Origin of the sequence: Proteus myxofaciens ATCC 19692, from assembly GCF_001654855.1 — a bacterium.
Classification (GTDB): domain Bacteria; phylum Pseudomonadota; class Gammaproteobacteria; order Enterobacterales; family Enterobacteriaceae; genus Proteus; species Proteus myxofaciens.
The window spans coordinates 1-17,123 of record NZ_LXEN01000140.1; the positions used below are offsets into that span (position 1 = coordinate 1).

The window sequence follows — 17,123 nt, forward strand, 5'->3', positions numbered from 1 at the left end:
TCTATTTTAAATAGAGTGTTTCATATTAATAAGATATTTATTTAATATTTTATTAATTAATAAATTGACGCTTTGCTTTTTGTAACTTTTCATAAGCCGCAAGTAATGATTGATGTAGCGGCAAATTAGATAAGTCAGAATTAATAGGCTGTAACCCATAAAATGCATTTTTACCTTGCATCGCGTCTAATGCTGCTTGTAATGTTTCAGCACCATACATACGAGAGAAAGCATGCATATATTGCTCTGGTGAGCGCTCTGTCTCTTCATTTAATAGTAGAAGATTATGTAAGCAACGATAGTAATTTTGACGCTCTGGCGTAAAGAGTGAAGCATTAAAATCTTGTGTCCATTCAACCCAAACAAGAGCTTGCTCAAGATCACCACCAGCAAGTGCTAGCATTGCTTTTAATTCACCAACGCGCAAATGGCTCCAGCCATTATTTTTACCCGGTGCAATACCAATCATTTCTCTGATACGCGTAAAGTCATCTAATCCATCTTCATCAAATTGACCGATAAGAGATAAATATTCTGCTTTGCTACCTTGGCTTGTTGGTAATGAAAGAAGTGTCTCACGCCAATGTACACCCATAATATTATTGGCGAGTTGTAAATCTTCAGCAGGATAAATATCAGATAAACCAGGGACTAAAATTCGGCATGCATAAACACCTAAATGTGAATAATCCATAATATAGACTTCTGCATCACATTGTTTACACAGTGACATTAAGGTGTGGAATTCTTCTTCAGTTGTACCACTGAAATCCCAATCAGCAAATTCGTAATCAGCTTCTTTTTTAAAGAGATCCCAGCTAATTAAGCCACTGGAATCAATAAAGTGAGTTTCAAGATTTGTGTGATCACCAACTTCCTCATCATCAAAGCTTGGTGCATTAAAGACATCTAAATCTTTTAGGCCACGACCTTGCAATAGTTCTGTTACTGTACGCTCTAATGCCACACCAAAATCAGGATGTGCACCAAAAGAGGCAAAGCATGTACCATTTTGTGGATTAAATAAAACGACACAGATAACAGGGAATTGACCACCTAATGATGCATCAAAACTAAAAATAGGAAAGCCTTCTTGCTCTAACGTATTAATTGCTTCAACTACTTGTGGATAGCGTGCTAATACATCGTTAGGAATTGTCGGTAAGCTAATTCTTTCTGAGATAATACGGTTTTTGACATAACGCTCAAACACTTCTGAAAGGCCTTGAACCCGAGCTTCATTTTGTGTATTACCCGCAGACATTCCGTTTGATGCATAAAGATTTGCAATAATATTAACGGGAATATAAACAGGTTTATCATCAGATTGGCGAATAAAAGGTAATGCACAGATACCACGCTCATGATTACTTGATTGTAAATCAACTAATTCACTTGCACAGAGTTCACCTTCAGGATCGTAAAATTCACGTAAACGTGCATCTAATAAGCCAGTAGGAACAGAATCATCTTCTGGCAATGTAAACCATTTCTCACTTGGATAGTGAACAAATTCACCTTGTGCAATATCATTACCTAGCCAAAAATCAGAAAAGAAATAGTTAGTTGATAAACGTTCAAAATATTCACCTAATGCAGAAGCTAATGCGGCTTTTTTACTTGCACCTTTACCGTTAGTGAAACATAAAGGACAATCTTTATCACGAATATGTACAGACCAGACATTAGGAACAGGATTTAGCCAAGAGGCTTCTTCAATATTAAAACCTAAATCGGTTAATTTTTTCTGAAAGCTTGCGATAGAGTCTTCCAGTGCGGCATCTTTGCCAGGAATAAATGTTTGTGACATGGCAGGTTTCATCAATATTTTGCTGGTGATAGTTAGGCGCTCATGATACTGAAATCTCCTGTAATGCACTAATCATTTCTCTCCTTAGTTAGTAGTTAATTATATCTAAATCAATAATCTTCCTAATATATAAGTTTATTAAATAAATACGTTTTATTTGTCACGGAATTAATTATTATGACTATTCATAATAAGATGTATCTATATATACTTATAAAGGAACTAAAGAATGCTAAAGAAAACATTGCTTGTCAGTACATTAGCGCTAATAAGTGGGTCTGTTCTTGCATTACCTAATATTACTATTTTAGCCACAGGTGGAACAATTGCTGGTGGTGGTGATTCAGCAACAACATCAAGCTATACCGCAGGTAAATTAGGGATTGATACATTAATTAATGCGGTGCCAGAAGCAAAACAAGTCGCAAATTTAAAAGGTGAGCAGGTTGTCAATATTGGTTCACAAGATATGAATGACCAAGTATGGCTAAAACTTGCCAATAAAATTAATGCTGATTGTGATAAAACAGATGGTTTTGTTATCACTCATGGTACAGATACCATGGAAGAAACAGCATATTTCTTAGACTTAACAACTGCATGTAAAAAACCGGTTGTGATGGTGGGGGCAATGCGCCCTGCAACGGCATTAGGTGCTGAAGGTCCTTTAAATCTTTTCAATGCGGTTGTGGTTGCTAGTGATAAAGCGTCTGAAGATCGTGGTGTTCTTGTGACGATGAATAATGCGGTTATCAGTGGTAAAGATGTTGTGAAAATGAACACCACAGAAGTGCAAGCATTTGAAGCAGTTAATGCAGGGGCTCAAGGCTATGTGCATGACGGTAAAGTACATTACTATAATGTTTCATCACCTCGTGCGGATAAAGCTGTATTCGATGTGAGTAAATTAACTGAGTTACCAAAAGTAGGCATTGTTTATAATTATGCCAATGCCTCTAATTTACCGGCTAAAGCCTTTATTGATAATAATTACAAAGGTATTGTGAGCGCTGGAGTGGGCAATGGTAATCTATATACTGATATTTTTGACACACTCGCAGAAGGGGCAAAAAACGGTATTGTAGTCGTACGATCAAGTCGTGTTCCTGTTGGTTTTACAACGCAAAATGGTGAAGTTGATGATGCTAAATATGGTTTTGTAGCGTCAGAGCGTTTAAATCCACAGAAAGCTCGTGTTTTATTACAACTGGCGTTAACTGAAACAGAAGAGCCCGTAAAAATTCAAACTTATTTTGAAAAATATTAGTTTATAACTACGCAATAAATGACAAAGCCCTTAATGAGGCTTTGTCATTATTAATTATATCGATAAGAATTAATTAACTCGTTGTAAACTGTAGATATTGATTTCACCTTTATTAATGAAATTGTTATCTTTTAATAACTTTCTCAGTTGTGTTTCTGTTTTATTATTTATTTCATTATTCTCTATTTCTTCTTTTGTCGCTGATGAGTCGAATACATAAGGTAAAGCGTAATTTAAAGTGCCTGACTTCATATTTTTTATAGTAGAATTATTGTCTTTATTTAATTCTAAATTGTTTATATAAAGTTCACGATAATTTTCAAAGTTAGTCTTGTTGTAAAGTGAAAAATGTGTTTTTTTGCTATCTAAATAACCGTAATTTTTAACCTGAGAGTTATATGCATAAATATTAATTGCACTATCTGAGTGAATATTCCCATTAAAGTGGGGTGAAATTATGTTAGTGTGATCTTCGTTGCCAATTAATAGATAATGATAAGTTGGTAGAAATCTCACTCCCTTTAAACCTCTAATCGGTGATGTATGTTTTGTCAAGGAATTATCAAAATGATGCACGACAGTATAGTTATTAATAATATTAATATCGCCTGATAAGGAAAGTTTATTATATATTTTTATACCATTGCTGATAATATTTAATTGTCTAAACATAGCACGATTATCAGTATTTTTTGAATTAATAAATTCAACTTTTCCACGATAAGGGTCAAAATTATCATATGCGGGGTGTGATTCTGGGATTAATGGTGTTGGAAAATAAATCGCAACTGCTTTGTCAGGTCTTCTAACAGTACCACTCAAGAATATTGAAGAAAGGTGATTAGAAAAAGTACAGTTGTCACAAATTATACCATTTGGATTGGCAATAATAACATGTGCTGCTCTACCTTTTACGCCAATATTTCCTTCTAGTAAAGAATGTTTCCCATTATTAACAACTTCATTAATAATATATTCTGCATTAGCTTTATTATTATTTAAAATAATACCGTTACTATCAACACGAAATGAATCATATTTATTATGTGAAATGTTATTTGTATCTTTAGGAGAAATAAAAATTTCAGCAACTTCATTATTATACTTATTAACTTGAACCGTAGCGAGAGAATTTTTATTGATAATGATTTCAGTACCATCTATAAATTCATCATATTTTTTATTATTAATGTCATAGTATTCACCATCTCGAATATTATGTTGTTGTTCGTTTGCTTGGCATATTGATGATGCGGATATTAGTCCCATTATTATTATTGACATTTTAATTTTCATGAAAATTTCCTTTTTGCTTTGTGTTTAATTATAATTTATCGATAATAATGAAAGAAATAAAGAGTATGAAATATAGAAGTCTTTTATTTGTAATAAAGCCAATAGTTGTTTTTAACAAAATCGATTAATAAATTAAATATATGAATTGAAAATTTTAATTCATTTTTTTGTGGAATGCATAAGGATATGTAAAAATAATAATTAAAGCTATTTCTATATTTATTATAAATAATAATTTATCTATAAAGTATTATAAAATTGTTAGATATATGATTTAAGTATAACAATAGTCTAAAAGTTAATCTTAGCTGGAAGATTAAGTGTTGATTTTTGCACTAAAAAATATGTGCTATTTGCTATTAAAGGCAGTTTTATGTTCTTTGGTAAGGTTAAATGTGATAAATCCCGCTAAAAAATGCTTTTTTAGGTTATTTTTATGCGCTGTCGTACTTCTTCAATTGCTTTTTCTTATTTATTTACACTCTTTGGCATAAAACACGCCTAATTATTATTTTATGTACGACTTATTATGATGTTAGCTCACAATAATCATTGCGCGGATTTAATGAGAGTGATACAACCGATAGAATCGTTTTATAAAACATGTTCAGATAGGGTGAATTTGAATGAGTCAGGTATATAACTTTAGTGCGGGTCCTGCTATGTTACCAGCAGAGGTTCTTCGTCGTGCAGAACTAGAATTATGCAATTGGCACGATTTAGGGCGCTCTGTGATGGAAATTAGCCATCGTAGTAAAGAATTTCTAGAAGTCGCACATCAAGCAGAACAAGATCTTCGTGATCTCCTCAATGTACCAAGTAATTATAAAATTCTATTTTGTCATGGTGGTGCTCGTGGTCATTTTGCAGCATTGCCACTTAATTTATTAGGTAGCAATACAACAGCTGATTATATTGATGGTGGTTATTGGGCGAAAAGTGCGGCCGAAGAAGCAAAAAAATATTGCTCGCCAAATAGTATCAATGTAAAAACTCAAAAAGATGGCAAAGTAGGCGTAAAACCAATGAATGAGTGGCAATTAAGTGATGATGCTGCTTATGTTCACTATTGCCCCAATGAAACTATCGACGGTATTGCTATTCATGAAGAGCCTGATTTTGATGATAAGAAAATTATCGTTGCCGATTACTCTTCGTCTATTCTGTCTCAACCGCTTGATGTTAGTCGCTACGGTATGATTTACGCAGGTGCACAAAAAAATATTGGCCCCGCGGGATTAACACTTGTCATCATACGTGAAGATTTGCTAGGTAAAGCACGCAAAGAAACACCTTCTGTTTTTGATTACACCGTTCTTGCTGAAAATGATTCTATGTTTAATACGCCACCGACTTTTGCTTGGTATTTATCAGGTATGGTATTTAAGTGGTTAAAAGAACAGGGTGGATTACAAGAAATTGCAAGACGTAACTATGAAAAAGCCGCTCTTCTTTATAGTGCCGTTGATAATAGTGATTTTTATATTAATCGTGTTGAAACAGAAAATCGCTCTTTAATGAATGTGCCATTCCAAATGTCCGCGCCTTCTTTGGATGCTGTATTCTTAAAAGAAGCCGAAGAACAAGGTTTGGTTGCATTGAAAGGGCATCGTGTTTCAGGTGGTATGCGCGCATCAATTTATAATGCAATGCCATTAGAGGGTGTTCAAGCCTTAGTTGATTTTATGGCTGATTTTGAACGTCGTCATGCTTAATCAAGCGTAAATTTATTAAGAGACCTGCTCTAGTAGTGGGTTTTCTTATTATTACCGTATTTGAATAAAGATAAAAATTTCTAAACAACAAAACGTTTAATATTAATAATCATTTTATCTTTAGTAAGCTATTTTCTTCTTTTATATTTCCTATATTTCACTGTTTTATTGGAGTTTTTGCCTGCTTATGGAATCGTTGACATTACAACCTATCGTTCACGTCGAAGGAACTATTAATTTACCAGGTTCTAAAAGTGTTTCTAATCGTGCTTTATTACTTGCTGCATTAGCAAAAGGCAAAACACGATTAACAAACCTATTAGATAGCGATGACATTCGCCATATGCTTAATGCGCTAAAAGCGTTAGGTATTCAATATCAATTATCAGATAACAATACTGTATGTGAAATCGAAGGTGTTGGTGGCGAGTTTTCTACACATTCACCTTTAGAACTGTTTTTAGGTAATGCGGGCACAGCAATGCGCCCACTCGCAGCCGCATTAAGTTTGGGTCACCACGATATTATTTTAACGGGTGAGCCTCGTATGAAAGAGCGTCCAATTGGACATTTAGTTGATGCCTTACGCCAAGGTGGTGCAGATATTGATTATCTAGAACAACCGGATTATCCACCAGTTCGCTTAAAAGGTGGATTTAATGGTGGTAATATTGTGGTAGATGGAAGCGTTTCTAGTCAGTTTCTTACTGCATTATTAATGATGGCACCATTAGCACAACAAGATACCATCATCACCATAAAAGGTGATTTAGTATCAAAGCCTTATATTGATATTACGCTAGCGTTAATCGCTACTTTTGGTGGGACAATTGAAAATCAAAACTATCAAAGTTTTATTGTAAAAGGTAAGCAACAATATCAATCACCAGGACAATATCTTGTTGAAGGCGATGCCTCTTCTGCTTCTTATTTTTTAGCGGCGGCTGCTATTAAAGGCGGAATTGTACGCGTAACAGGAATCGGTAAAAAAAGCTTACAAGGTGATATTCATTTCGCTTCTGTTCTTGAAAAAATGGGAGCCAAAATACGCTGGGGTGATGATTATATCGAGTGTGAAAGAGGTGCATTGAAAGGGATTGATATGGATATGAATGCGATTCCTGATGCCGCAATGACAATCGCTACAACTGCATTGTTTGCGAAAGGCGATACTGTTATTCGCAATATTTATAATTGGCGTGTAAAAGAAACCGATCGTTTAACAGCGATGGCCACAGAACTGCAAAAAATAGGGGCAGTTGTCGAAGAAGGTCACGACTACTTAAAAGTTACTCCACCGAAACAATTAACCACAGCAGATATTGAAACTTATAACGATCATCGTATTGCTATGTGTTTCTCATTAGTTGCTCTTTCTAATATACCAATTACTATTCTTGATCCAGGTTGTACGGCAAAAACATTCCCCGATTATTTTGAAAAATTAGAAAGTCTTTCTCAACATTAATTAGCTAAAATGAATGACAGTATTGTGTTTTGATTAAGCATAATACTGTCTATGCTATCTCTGTAGAATTAAGTGATTGATATTGAATATATGCTAATCCTTAATAATTTATTCTGAATAATCCCATCTTACTTTTATCTGCTTATTTCTTCCTAAACATAGTATGCGTATAATACGCGCCAATATATTAATACTGTTTTTCCTATTTGAATTGATACTTAGTTAAAAACAATGAAGAATAAAAAACAGTGCCCATAGATAGAAAGGAGAAACTCATGGCAGTTATCGTCCCCGTTATTACTGTTGATGGGCCAAGCGGAGCAGGTAAAGGAACATTATGCCAAGCATTAGCCAAAGCATTTGGCTGGCATTTACTCGATTCTGGCGCAATATATCGCGTGTTAGCATTAGCCGCTTTACATCACCACGTTGATATCACTTCTGAAGATGCGCTTGTGCCACTGGCGGCTAATCTTGATGTACGATTTATTCCTAATGAAAATGGTTTAAGCGTTATTCTTGAAGGCGAAGATGTATCAAATGAAATTCGCACAGAAACAGTTGGAAATACGGCATCTCAAGCAGCAACATTTCCTCGTGTCAGAGAAGCGTTATTACGACGTCAACGTGCTTTTCGCACTGATCCTGGTTTAATCGCCGATGGACGAGATATGGGAACGATTGTTTTCCCTGATGCGCAAGCAAAAATATTTCTTGATGCTAGCGCAGAAGAGCGCGCTAGGCGTCGCATGTTACAGTTGCAGGCAAAAGGCTTTAATGTTAACTTTGAGCGCCTTTTATCCGAGATAAAAGAGCGCGATTACCGTGATAGAAATCGTGCTGTTGCGCCTTTAGTTGCGGCGAAAGATGCATTAATTCTCGATTCGACAAGTTTATCAATTGATGAAGTTATTGAAAAATCGTTGGCTTATGCTAAAAAAAACTGCAATTATCAGCGTAATTAATTTTTATTTCGTTTATACTAGTGGGTAACTATTAAATCGGGTTTACGTGTTAATGAAAACACAATACTGCCCGATGACCTTGTCACAAAGGACGTAACGAGGTATGTGAAACAACCCCATTCGGCCGGATGCTAAATGGACGTTAATAAATTTACTTGAAGATCATTAACATGACAGAATCTTTTGCTCAACTCTTTGAAGAATCCTTAAAAACAATCGAAACTCGTCCAGGTGCCATCGTTCGCGGTGTTGTCGTTTCAATCGACAAAGACGTTGTTCTGGTTGATGCAGGTCTGAAATCAGAATCTGCAATTCCTGTAGAACAATTTAAAAATGCTCAGGGCGAATTAGAAATCCAAGTGGGTGACGAAATTGACGTTGCTCTGGATGCGGTTGAAGATGGCTTCGGTGAAACCGTTCTGTCTCGTGAAAAAGCGAAACGTCACGAAGCGTGGCTGATGCTGGAAAAAGCTTACGAAGAAAACGAAACTGTTGTTGGTATCATCAACGGTAAAGTTAAAGGTGGTTTCACTGTAGAACTGAACGGCATTCGTGCGTTCTTACCAGGTTCACTGGTAGACGTTCGCCCAGTTCGTGATACAACTCATCTGGAAAACAAAGAGCTTGAGTTCAAAGTCATCAAATTAGACCAAAAACGTAACAACGTTGTTGTGTCTCGTCGTGCGGTTATCGAATCTGAAAACAGTGCTGAACGTGATCAGTTATTAGAAAACCTGCAAGAAGGCATGGAAGTTAAAGGTATCGTTAAGAACCTAACTGACTACGGTGCATTCGTTGATCTTGGCGGTGTTGACGGTTTACTGCACATCACTGACATGGCTTGGAAACGTGTTAAACACCCAAGCGAAATTGTCAATGTTGGCGACGAAATCACTGTTAAAGTCCTGAAATTCGACCGTGAGCGTACTCGCGTATCATTAGGTCTGAAACAACTAGGCGAAGATCCATGGGTAGCTATCGCTAAACGTTATCCAGAAGGTACTAAACTGACTGGTCGTGTAACTAACCTGACTGACTACGGTTGCTTCGTAGAAATCGAAGAAGGCGTTGAAGGTCTGGTACACGTTTCTGAAATGGATTGGACTAACAAAAACATTCACCCATCTAAAGTTGTAAATGTTGGTGATGTTGTTGAAGTTATGGTTCTTGACATTGATGAAGAACGTCGCCGTATTTCACTGGGTCTGAAACAGTGTAAATCTAACCCATGGCAGCAGTTTGCTGAAACTCACAACAAAAACGACCGTGTTGAAGGTAAAATCAAGTCAATCACTGACTTCGGTATCTTCATCGGCTTAGACGGTGGTATCGATGGTCTGGTTCACTTATCTGACATTTCTTGGAATGTTGCAGGTGAAGAGGCTGTTCGTGAGTACAAAAAAGGCGACGAAATTGCTGCTGTAGTTCTGCAAGTTGATGCTGAACGTGAGCGTATCTCATTAGGCGTTAAACAATTATCAGAAGATCCATTCAATAACTACCTGTCTGCTCACAAAAAAGGTGCTATTGTTTCTGGTAAAGTAACTGCTGTTGATGCAAAAGGCGCAACTGTAGAATTAGCTGACGGTGTTGAAGGTTACTTACGTGCCTCAGAAGCTTCACGTGACCGCGTTGAAGATGCAACTCTGGTTCTGAATGTTGGCGAAGCTGTTGAAGCTAAATACACTGGTGTTGACCGTAAAAACCGCGTTATCAACTTATCTGTTCGTGCTAAAGACGAAGCAGATGAGAAAGACGCTATCGCTTCTGTAAATAACAAAGAAGAAGTTGGTTTTTCAAACAATGCTATGGCTGAAGCTTTCAAAGCAGCTAAAGGCGAATAATTTAAGTTATTAACGAGGGCAACGTAAATCGTTGCCCATTTATCGGTAGTTTAGGGAGGTAATATGACCAAGTCTGAGTTAATCGAAAGACTTGCAGGCCTACAATCTCATCTTTCGGCTAAAACAGTTGAAGAAGCTGTAAAAGAAATGCTTGATCATATGGCTGATACGTTAGCTGATGGTGAGCGTATCGAAGTCCGCGGATTCGGCAGTTTTTCTCTACACTACCGTGCGCCGCGTACGGGTCGTAACCCGAAAACTGGTGACAAGGTAGACCTGGAAGGTAAATACGTTCCACACTTTAAGCCAGGTAAAGAGTTGCGTGACCGTGTAAATATTTATACGGAACAATAACTTCCTGTCATATAGGCATAAAGTTAGTTAACTTTCTCAAAAACGGTGCCTTGTGTACCGTTTTTTATTACTTTCTGTGTTTTCTTTAAATTACTTTTCTGCTTCTGCTTCTGCTTCTGCTTCTGCTTCTGCTTCTGCTTTCATGTCTCTATCACTGTTATACCATCTCTTACTCAATTTTATTACTGCTTGTTGTAATGTATACACACTGTATTACGTTCTAAGACGGATATCTTTATTTAATTGCTAATAATGGCTGTTTGAGTTTTTTTTTCGAGTTAACTCACAAATTTTTATGAATGTAATTAATCTCGCTATTTTTATTACTCACTATCTCGAAAATACACAGTAGTTTGCTATCTTTCTTTTTTCTTTAATATCATGATATTAAAAGAAAATATAAATAGAACGGATGTGAGTGATGATAGTATTTAAGAAATGGAATATTATATTTAATCAATTTAAAGTATTAACAAATTATCGTTATTTTTATTCTGATTATCTTGATGCATTACGTTTTACTTCACTGACTTTAGATCAACTGGCACTCGCTATTCTATTGGGTTGCTTTCCATTATTGCTACAGGAAGCGCTATTTAGCGGAAAAACACAATTAATTATCGTGTTATTAGCCATCATATTGCTTTTTATTCCATTTTCGCTAAGTCGTTTTCTCGCTATATTCCTATTTTGCTGGTGTTATTCTAATTTTACTGCGTTATCACTTCTCTCACAAACAACTAAAATGGCGGATTCTATTACTACAATTAAAACCCAAATTGTAGATTATCGACAATTGGCTGATGGTAATGTGATTGTAAAAGTAAATGTCCCTAAAAAAAGCCTATTTTCTACCGCGCTCTATGCCAATTTATATTGGAGAAATCCACCTAAAAATATAATAATAGGGCAATATTGGCAGTTTTCTACTCAATTTAGAGCAGTTCATAGTTATTTGAATGAGGGCGGATTTGATAGTCAAAAATATGCTGTTTCAATAAAAGAAACACTAACAGGAAAAATTCTATCAGCAACATTAATTCGCTCTCATGTTTCTTATCTAACGAAATTTCGGCAACATATCTCTTATTATTGGCAAATAGCAAAAAATAAAGGTGAAATTTATGCCCTCGTTTTAGGAGACAAACGTTATATTTCTGCTGAAAATAAAAATCTATATATGAAAACAGGTGTTGCACACCTTATTGTAATTTCCGGTTTACATATTGGTTTGGCTGCATTTTTAGGTTGGAATATAGCCAGAGTGATTCAATTTGTTTTCCCATTGCATTGGATAAATCCACAATTTCCACTAATGATAAGTTGGCTGTTTGGTCTTTTTTACGCAGGGCTTTCTGGCTGGGGAATTCCAGCAACAAGAGCGGTTATAGGCTTAACAGTATGGATTTTTTTGCATTGGCATAGTCGATTATTTTTACCTTGGCAATGGGCACTATGGAGTGCGGCACTTATCTTAATTATTGAACCACTTTCTATATTATCAGGAAGTTTTTGGCTCTCTTTTTCTGCGGTGTTTGCTATTATTTTTTGGTATTGGTTTTATCCCTTAAATGAAAAATATCGTTATCTTAAACGTTGGTTTATTGTCAGATTAGTTCATTTACAGCTTGGTTTATTAATTATTTTATTACCACTTCAATATTATTTGTTTAATGGAGGGAATCCTTTCAGTTTTATTGCTAATTTATGGGCAGTGCCTATTATTTCTTTTATTACCGTTCCTTTAATTATGATTAGCTTATTGCTGTCTTTTTTTCCTTTTATTCCTTTTTTTCAAGTAACGCTTTGGCATTGGGTTGATCTCTCTATTAGTTTCGCATTCTGGTGTGCTCCTACTTTTTTACCTTATTGGCGATATAGTGGCGAATTACCTTTAATTATCGCTATCTCAGGTTTTGCTATTATTGCCATAATTAAAATGAGCTGGTGGCGCTCTCATTTTATTTTTCTTATTGTAGTGGGTGCATATTTATATTGTGAATTTAATCGCTCTTCGCGTTATCAATGGCGCATGTCAATGTTAGATGTTGGACATGGATTAGCGATTATTCTTGAAAAAGAAGGAGAGGCTATTATTTATGACACAGGAATACGCTGGAAAAGTGGGGGCTCTATTGCAAAAAGTGTCATTATTCCTTATTTAGAAAATCATAGACTCAAGCCTGTAGCATTAATCATCAGCCATGATCATTTAGATCACACTGGTGGAATAGATGATTTATTGATTAATTATCCACAATTAACTATTCGCAGTAGTTTTGATGATCCTCGTCATTTGCCTTGTATTCAAGGAGAATCTTGGCAATGGAAAAATATAACATTTGAAGCATTATGGCCAATAAAGACGTCACATTCTCCTAAAAATAACAGCTCCTGTGTGATAAAAGTGACTGATGGAAAAAGGCATATATTATTAACAGGAGATCTTGAGAAAGAAGGTGAGGCTCAATTATTAAGATTAAAAAAACACCAACTTAACGCTGATATTTTGCAAGTACCTCATCACGGTAGCCAAACTTCATCTACATTAGCATTTATTCATGCAGTATCACCCAAATTTGCACTGGTTTCTGTTGCTCGTTATAGCCCTTGGCGGTTACCATCTGATACAGTACACCGTCGTTATAAGAAAGAAGCCATAAAATGGCTAACTACATCAATAAGTGGACAGATTTCAATCGAGTTTAGTCAAAGAAATATTGATGTTTTTACCTATAGAGGCGATATTTTTCCTCGTTGGTATCATCAGTGGTTTGGTATTTTGGCATTTCCCGAGTAGAATGACCCGCTATTTATTAAGAGTTTGGTAAGATATATGAATGATATAGACCTATCAACGTGGCAAACATTCCGACGTTTGTGGCCGATGATCCGGATTTTCAAAGCAGGCTTGATTGCAGCTGCAATCGCATTAATTATAAATGCGGGTGTTGATGCATTTATGATTTCTTTATTAAAACCTTTGCTTGATGAGGGCTTTGGTAAAGCAAGCAACGATGTACTTAAATGGATGCCTTTTGCGGTTATTGGCTTGATAGTTCTGCGTGGTATATCTAACTTTATTTCAAGTTATTGCCTTTCTTGGGTATCGGGTAAAGTGGTGATGAATATGCGTCGCCGTTTATTCTCTCATATTATGGGCATGCCAGTGAGCTTTTTTGACCAGCAATCTACAGGTACTTTACTCTCACGTATAACATATGACTCAGAGCAAGTTGCTTCATCCTCTTCTGGGGCTTTGATAACGGTTGTGCGTGAAGGAGCATATATTATTGGCCTATTTGGGCTAATGTTTTATTATAGCTGGCAACTATCACTAGTATTAATTGTTATTGCGCCTATTGTTGCTTTTGTTATTCGCATTGTCTCTAGCCGATTTAGAGTTATCAGTAAGCGTATTCAAAATAGCATGGGATTAGTGACAACAAGTGCTGAGCAAATGCTTAAAGGTCATAAAGAAGTATTAATTTTTAATGGTCAAGAAGTTGAAAATAAACGCTTTAAGCATGTAAGTAACCATATTCGCCGTCAAGGTATGAGAATGGTGGTTGCATCGTCAATTTCTGATCCTATCATTCAGCTTATCGCTTCTTTTGCATTAGCTTTTGTTCTTTATGCCGCAAGCTTTCCAGATATTATGGATACGCTAACAGCAGGTACAATAACGGTTGTATTCTCATCAATGGTTGCATTAATGCGCCCATTAAAATCACTCACTAATGTTAATGCTCAGTTCCAAAGAGGGATGGCCGCTTGTCAGACGCTATTTGCTATTCTCGATTTAGAGCAAGAAAAAGACACAGGGACTTTAGAGCTGAAAAAACCGACAGGTGATATTGAATTCCGTAATGTAACTTTCCAATATATTACGAAAGATGTACCGGCATTGAAAAATCTGTCATTTACTATACCTGAAGGTAAGACGGTGGCTTTAGTTGGGCGATCTGGCTCAGGTAAATCGACCATTGCTAATCTTATTACACGCTTTTATGACATTAACGAAGGGCAACTCCTTATTAATGGGCATGATGTGCGTGAATACACCTTAAGATCACTAAGAAACCAAGTTGCGTTAGTGTCGCAAAATGTTCATTTATTTAACGGTACAGTGGCAAACAACATTGTTTATGCTTGCGAAGACCAATATAGCCGTGAAGATATTGAAAAAGCCGCGACAATGGCACATGCCATGGACTTTATCCAAAAACTAGATAACGGACTTGATACTGAAATTGGTGAGAATGGTGTCCTTTTATCAGGTGGTCAGCGCCAACGTATTGCTATTGCAAGAGCCTTACTACGTGATTCACCCATTCTTATTCTTGATGAAGCAACATCAGCATTAGATACAGAATCAGAACGTGCAATTCAATCTGCATTAGATGAGCTACAAAGAAATAGAACCTCTTTAGTGATTGCTCACCGCTTATCTACTATTGAAAAGGCTGATCAAATTCTAGTGATTGAAGATGGTGAAATTGTAGAACGAGGCTCACATCTTGACTTACTTGAAAGAAAAGGCGCTTATGCACAGCTTCACAGGATGCAATTTGGCAAATGATTGAACGGATTTGGTCTGGTAAATCTTGGCTTTATATTCCACTATTACCTTTCTCATGGTTATATGGTGCGATTAGTATAATTCGACGCTTTGCCTATCAAAAAGGGTGGTTATCATCATGGAAATCACCCGTTCCTGTTGTTGTTGTTGGTAATCTAACAGCAGGTGGCAATGGTAAAACACCTGTTGTTATTTGGCTTGTAGAGCAACTAAAACAACAAGGTTTTCATGTCGGAGTTGTATCACGTGGCTACGGCGGAAAATCAGACCAATATCCTTTAGTTTTATCCTCAGATACAACACCAGCAATGGCTGGTGATGAACCTGTTTTAATCTATCATCGTACAGGTGCACCTGTTGCTGTTGCACCTAATCGACGTGATGCGGTTAGTGCATTACTTGCTCAGTATCCCCTTGATATTATTATTACTGATGACGGTTTACAGCATTATGCTTTACAGCGAGATTATGAAATCGTTGTTATTGATGGTCAGCGTAGGTTTGGGAATGGCTGGTGGCTACCAGCAGGTCCAATGAGAGAGCGAGAAGGTAGGTTAAACTCAGTTGATGCAGTGATTGTCAATGGTGGACAAAATCAACACAATGAAATTGCAATGAGCTTAGAAGGTGATATTGCGGTTAATCTAAAAACGGGTGAAAAAAAACCTATTTCGGCATTTCAGCATGCTGTAGCAATAGCCGGTATTGGTCATCCACCGCGGTTTTTTAATTCATTGAGGGAAAAGGGGCTTGATTTAAGTAATACTAAAGCATTTAGTGATCACAGTGCATATCTTTTAGAAGAATTAAAACAACTTACACCCAATCATGAAATATTGATGATGACAGAAAAAGATGCGGTGAAATGTCAGCAATTTGCACAAGATAACTGGTGGTATTTACCTGTAAGTGCCACATTAAACAACCAATTTGTGCTAAACCCAATCACTGATTTAATTTATAGCTCTAAAAAAACTTGTATCTAACCTGAAATAATGATATTTATACTGTAAATCAGGATAGTGTTACATAAAGTTTACCTACCTACTAATTGCATATCGCTTTTGTCGTAGTTCATTAACTCGCTAAAACTTTATCTACTCAAAAGCTTTCAATAGCTCGATTTTTAATGGCTATTTTCAAGCTTTCGAGAGTTGAGTAAATACTTTGTTTTTGAATTTATTGACTTTGATGCTGTGTTAATCATGATTATATCGTTTTGATATAGGTAATTAACCACTTATTTAAGGTGACTTTATTAGTGATTATCTGAAACAGTATTTTCCATGTCATCTTATTGTCATGTGAGTACTGTAAATATTTATTAAGCCTATGGCTTTTTGATAACGCTTAGCTATCACGATGTTGAACATTTATATTAAATAATAAAATGCACTACTTAGATTAATGTATTCAGGATTTAAATGGGGTTTTATATAAGAAGACATAATAAAAAGTAGGATGCATTGGTATAGAAAAAGAAAACTATACTAAGAACAAAAGGAGTTTATCTATCATGACACTACAATTAAGAATGGGTCGCGTTAAATGGTTTGACAATAATAAAGGTTATGGCCTTATTGTTTCAAAAGATATTGAACAAGACATCTATGTCGCAAAAAAAGCGATTGCTAATACTAAAAATAAAGCCTTAAAAGAAGGTCAAGACGTAGAATTTTCAATGATAAGAACGGCGGCTGGTTTAGAAGCTGCTGACGTTATCGGCTTTTAATTTTGTATTACTGCGATTAAAAAGAAAACTACAGTTTAACCTATTGTTTAAATTGTAGTTTATAATATTAGTTTCAACCAAAAATTAATA

12 protein-coding genes are annotated in these 17,123 nt (G+C 35.9%); 10 read left to right on the plus strand and 2 right to left on the minus strand.

Annotated features, from left to right (window positions below; all coding sequences use genetic code 11):
• Positions 1 to 52 precede the first annotated feature (52 nt).
• Positions 53 to 1,810 (minus strand): 30S ribosomal protein S12 methylthiotransferase accessory factor YcaO, encoded by a 1,758-nt coding sequence (gene ycaO, locus M983_RS14145; RefSeq protein ID WP_066752256.1) that lies wholly within the window; start codon positions 1,808 to 1,810, stop codon positions 53 to 55.
• A gap of 229 nt (positions 1,811 to 2,039) precedes the next feature.
• Here ycaO and ansB point away from each other — a divergent pair, with 229 nt between their 5' ends.
• Positions 2,040 to 3,077, plus strand: coding sequence for an L-asparaginase 2 (ansB, locus tag M983_RS14150; protein ID WP_066752259.1), 1,038 nt, complete (start codon positions 2,040 to 2,042; stop codon positions 3,075 to 3,077).
• A 69-nt stretch (positions 3,078 to 3,146) separates the two neighbouring features.
• On the opposite strand, the gene M983_RS14155 is transcribed toward ansB, so the two are convergent.
• Positions 3,147 to 4,373 carry a two-partner secretion domain-containing protein gene (locus M983_RS14155; protein WP_066752262.1) on the minus strand — a complete coding sequence of 409 codons (1,227 nt, stop codon included), beginning with the start codon at positions 4,371 to 4,373 and terminating at the stop codon, positions 3,147 to 3,149.
• Between the two features lie 626 nt (positions 4,374 to 4,999).
• On the opposite strand from M983_RS14155, the gene serC reads away from it, so the two are divergent.
• From serC to M983_RS14200, 9 genes are all read left to right on the plus strand, one after another.
• A complete protein-coding gene (gene serC / locus M983_RS14160) occupies positions 5,000 to 6,088 on the plus strand; it encodes a 3-phosphoserine/phosphohydroxythreonine transaminase (protein WP_066752265.1) in 1,089 nt (362 codons plus the stop codon).
• A 187-nt stretch (positions 6,089 to 6,275) separates the two neighbouring features.
• Positions 6,276 to 7,556, plus strand: a complete 1,281-nt coding sequence (gene aroA / locus M983_RS14165) for a 3-phosphoshikimate 1-carboxyvinyltransferase (RefSeq protein ID WP_066752268.1) — start codon at positions 6,276 to 6,278, stop codon at positions 7,554 to 7,556.
• Positions 7,557 to 7,831: 275 nt separating this feature from the next.
• Positions 7,832 to 8,521 carry a (d)CMP kinase gene (gene cmk, locus M983_RS14170; protein ID WP_066752271.1) on the plus strand — a complete coding sequence of 230 codons (690 nt, stop codon included), beginning with the start codon at positions 7,832 to 7,834 and terminating at the stop codon, positions 8,519 to 8,521.
• Between the two features lie 170 nt (positions 8,522 to 8,691).
• Complete coding sequence (gene rpsA / locus M983_RS14175; RefSeq protein WP_066752274.1) at positions 8,692 to 10,365, plus strand: 30S ribosomal protein S1; 1,674 nt, start codon at positions 8,692 to 8,694, stop codon at positions 10,363 to 10,365.
• Positions 10,366 to 10,428: 63 nt separating this feature from the next.
• Entirely contained in the window at positions 10,429 to 10,719 is a 291-nt protein-coding gene (gene ihfB, locus M983_RS14180) for an integration host factor subunit beta (protein ID WP_066752276.1), read from the plus strand.
• 421 nt (positions 10,720 to 11,140) lie between these two features.
• On the plus strand, positions 11,141 to 13,519 hold the full coding sequence (locus tag M983_RS14185) for a DNA internalization-related competence protein ComEC/Rec2 (protein WP_066752279.1): 2,379 nt from the start codon (positions 11,141 to 11,143) through the stop codon (positions 13,517 to 13,519).
• 36 nt (positions 13,520 to 13,555) lie between these two features.
• On the plus strand, positions 13,556 to 15,301 hold the full coding sequence (msbA, locus tag M983_RS14190; RefSeq protein WP_066752282.1) for a lipid A ABC transporter ATP-binding protein/permease MsbA: 1,746 nt from the start codon (positions 13,556 to 13,558) through the stop codon (positions 15,299 to 15,301).
• Complete coding sequence (gene lpxK / locus M983_RS14195) at positions 15,298 to 16,287, plus strand: tetraacyldisaccharide 4'-kinase (protein ID WP_066752285.1); 990 nt, start codon at positions 15,298 to 15,300, stop codon at positions 16,285 to 16,287. Before msbA ends, lpxK begins: the two co-directional genes overlap by 4 nt.
• Before the next feature lie 530 nt (positions 16,288 to 16,817).
• Positions 16,818 to 17,033: a cold-shock protein gene (locus M983_RS14200; RefSeq protein WP_066752288.1), complete on the plus strand. Its 216-nt coding sequence runs from the start codon at positions 16,818 to 16,820 to the stop codon at positions 17,031 to 17,033.
• The last annotated feature ends 90 nt before the right edge of the window (positions 17,034 to 17,123 follow it).

Bases quoted from the DNA above. Each gene is read 5' to 3' on its own strand.
- ycaO (WP_066752256.1), bottom strand. From the start codon at position 1,810: ATGTCACAAACATTTATTCCTGGCAAAGATGCCGCACTGGAAGACTCT.
- ansB (WP_066752259.1), top strand. From the start codon at position 2,040: ATGCTAAAGAAAACATTGCTTGTCAGTACATTAGCGCTAATAAGTGGG.
- M983_RS14155 (WP_066752262.1), bottom strand. From the start codon at position 4,373: ATGAAAATTAAAATGTCAATAATAATAATGGGACTAATATCCGCATCA.
- serC (WP_066752265.1), top strand. From the start codon at position 5,000: ATGAGTCAGGTATATAACTTTAGTGCGGGTCCTGCTATGTTACCAGCA.
- aroA (WP_066752268.1), top strand. From the start codon at position 6,276: ATGGAATCGTTGACATTACAACCTATCGTTCACGTCGAAGGAACTATT.
- cmk (WP_066752271.1), top strand. From the start codon at position 7,832: ATGGCAGTTATCGTCCCCGTTATTACTGTTGATGGGCCAAGCGGAGCA.
- rpsA (WP_066752274.1), top strand. From the start codon at position 8,692: ATGACAGAATCTTTTGCTCAACTCTTTGAAGAATCCTTAAAAACAATC.
- ihfB (WP_066752276.1), top strand. From the start codon at position 10,429: ATGACCAAGTCTGAGTTAATCGAAAGACTTGCAGGCCTACAATCTCAT.
- M983_RS14185 (WP_066752279.1), top strand. From the start codon at position 11,141: ATGATAGTATTTAAGAAATGGAATATTATATTTAATCAATTTAAAGTA.
- msbA (WP_066752282.1), top strand. From the start codon at position 13,556: ATGAATGATATAGACCTATCAACGTGGCAAACATTCCGACGTTTGTGG.
- lpxK (WP_066752285.1), top strand. From the start codon at position 15,298: ATGATTGAACGGATTTGGTCTGGTAAATCTTGGCTTTATATTCCACTA.
- M983_RS14200 (WP_066752288.1), top strand. From the start codon at position 16,818: ATGACACTACAATTAAGAATGGGTCGCGTTAAATGGTTTGACAATAAT.